This is a genomic window from Paenibacillus sp. 01T422 (genome assembly GCF_056398785.1).
This window is the reverse complement of the sequence record NZ_JBFTQB010000856.1, coordinates 1-2,817: the sequence shown is the minus strand read 5'-3', so window position 1 is coordinate 2,817 and position 2,817 is coordinate 1. Positions and strand designations below refer to the sequence as shown.

The window sequence follows — 2,817 nt, the reverse complement described above, 5'->3', positions numbered from 1 at the left end:
ACTTTACATTTCCCCCACCAATGCTTTACAATTTATAAAAAATTCACTTTCCTCTTAAGGAGTAGTCAGCCCAATGAACTCCAAAACCTCCATGCAGGACATTGCCAATCTGCTCGGCATTTCCAAAAATGCCGTCTCCTTGGCCCTTAATCACAAGCCCGGTGTCAGCGAAGAACTGCGATCCCGTGTGTTTGAAGCCGCTCAGCAGCTAAAGTACCGGACGGAATCCAAGACAAGGAAGAAGCAGAATCACTTGCTCGTCTTATTTCCTGAATATATCCAGAACGATAAAAATTTCTACTACGAAGTGTTCTGGTCCATTGAGAAAAGAGCCAAGGAGAACGGTTATACCGCTATCATTAGCGGGGTAACCAAGGATATGGAGCGGCTGTTGATCCTACCCGACCTGTATCATGAGATTGCGTTTTCCGGCATCCTCATCATTGGCGTCTTCAACCCTGCGTACGTCCGCAAACTTAAGGATCTGGAGACTCCCCTTGTCACAGTGGATCATTGCTATGATGACCTGCAGCTGGATTCCGTTGTGACAGCGAACGCGGAAGGAGCCTGCAACATCGTCAGCTATCTAATCCGCAAAGGCCACCGGCAAATTGGATTCATAGGGGCGGGCAGTATGTCTAAAAGCTTTCGAGAACGCTGGTTCGGATTTACAAATGCCATGTCCGATGCAGGACTAGCCATCGATAGAAGCTTCTGTCTCATTGGTTCTAAAGAGTCCGAGGCGCCTGATGATGAATTGGCTTTATTCCTGGAAACAATGAGCGGCCTCTCTGCTAAGCCAACCGCTTGGTTTTGCGCCAACGACAGGCTTGCCATTTCACTGATTCAGCATTTGGCCACCAAAGGCTATCACGTGCCGGACGCTATGTCCGTCGTCGGTTTTGACGATATTGAAGCCGCGCAGATGGTCATGCCTCGCCTCACCACCATTCATGTGCAGCGCGAACAGCTTGCCTTTGAGGCGGTTGATTTGCTGCTTCGCAGGATCGAAAAAGGCGGCGTCCCCTCCAAAATTTCCATTTACGGCGAGCTGATTGAGCGGGATTCTTGTGTCAAAGTATGATTAGAAAAATGAAAATATAAGTACCTCATCTAAGCTGAAAATGATATATTATGAAATGACGAAGAACGTCCTTGAGCCGCTTGGCTCTGGGGCGTTTTTTTATTTTTTAAGAGGTAGGAGGTTAGTGCTTTTGTTGGATTTTGAACAAGCGTATCAGAAATTCTTAGAGGGGCATCTCGCACATCGGCTCGGCGAGCGAAAAGGACGTATACTTAGAGGACATAACTACGCGGAGAAGCTGCTGCTCCAAAACGTATGGTGGTCTTTATTCGGAAATTTTGACGACTTGCATCCGGAATACGAAATTTACGATTGGAATCGCAAGTTGCAGTTCCTCGACTTTGCTTTTCTCCCCTCGTATGGCCGCTTTGGGATTGAGTGCGACGGTTTCCAGAGTCACATTAAGGACATGGACCGCGAGAGATTCAGCTACGCCCTTAATCGGGATACTTTCCTAACGGGGATGGGGTGGAAAATGATCCATTTTTCCTTCGATGATATCCAGCAACGCCCAGAAGTTTGCCGTATGCTGCTCCAGCTGGTGATAGGTCCCCATCTGATCCGCAACCCCTCGCCCCCTGCTCTTTCTCCGGTTGAAAAAGAAGTGATTCAGCTCGCTATTCGATTAGGCAAACCCATCCGGCCTAAAGATCTCACCCTCGCAAAGCAGCTCAACTTCCGCACCGCGCGAAAACGGCTCCACGGTTTAGCTGCCAAGGGCATTCTCCGCCCAATTGGAGAAGGAAATGTCATTCGGCAATACGAGCTACAGACGGATGCTTGGCATTATTTACTCTAGGCGACTGCGATTGCTCGTAGTCGCCCGGGCTCTGATTCTGAGCCTAGCTAGCTCATCGCTACGGGAAGAGACAGGCTGAATTGGCTACCTCGGCAGGCTATGTTGCACTTTGTGCAACCATTTGGGCTGTATTGGCTCCCGCGGTCGGCTATGTTGCACTTTGTGCAACCATTCCCCGCAAAAGCTGGTTTTCGGCGCTTTTCCGGCTATTTCATTGTACTTTGTACAATGAAGACTAGCTGTTTGTCCGCAATGCCTGCTCTATGTTGCACAAAGTGCAAGATAGAGTGGCTTCGCGTGGCTCGGCAGTTGAGGGGAAGCTTCATAACGGCTCCTATAGCTGCACCTGTTTAACTGGCCCCTCAAATAGTCGTTATACGGCCCAGTTTCCCTCAGCGCTSCGAGTAATATGGCCTATGTTGCATTTTGTGCAACCATTCGGGCTGTATTGGCTTCCTCGGCCAGCTATGTTGCACTTTGTGCAACCATTTACCCGCAGAAGCTGGTTTTCCGCGCTTTTCTGGCTATTTCATTGTACTTTGTACAATGAAGACCAGCTCTTTGCCCAAAATGCCTGCTCTATGTTGCACAAAGTGCAAGATAGAGCGGCTACGCGTGGCTCGGCAGTTGAGGGGAAGCTTCATAACGGCTCCTGTAGCTGCACCCTTTTACCTGGCCCCTCAAATTGACGTTATACGGCCCAGTTTACCTCAGCGCTCCGAGTAATATTGCCTATGTTGCACTTTGTGCAACCATTTGGGCTGTATTGGCTTCTTCGGCCAGCTATGTTGCACTTTGTGCAACCATTTGCCCGCAGAAGCTGGTTTTCCGCGCTTTTCTGGCCATTTCATTGTACTTTGTACAATGAAGACTAGCGCTTTGTGTGCAATGCCTGCTCTATGTTGCACAAAGTGCAAGATAGAGCGGCTACGCG

At 49.2% G+C, this 2,817-nt stretch carries 2 protein-coding genes; both read left to right on the top strand.

Annotated features, from left to right (window positions below; translation table 11 throughout):
- Window positions 1–73: 73 nt before the first annotated feature.
- A complete protein-coding gene (locus tag AC1DUA_RS32485) occupies window positions 74–1,084 on the top strand; it encodes a LacI family DNA-binding transcriptional regulator (RefSeq protein WP_477503663.1) in 1,011 nt (336 codons plus the stop codon).
- A gap of 133 nt (window positions 1,085–1,217) precedes the next feature.
- On the top strand, window positions 1,218–1,883 hold the full coding sequence (locus AC1DUA_RS32480; protein ID WP_477503664.1) for a hypothetical protein: 666 nt from the start codon (window positions 1,218–1,220) through the stop codon (window positions 1,881–1,883).
- Window positions 1,884–2,817 lie beyond the last annotated feature (934 nt).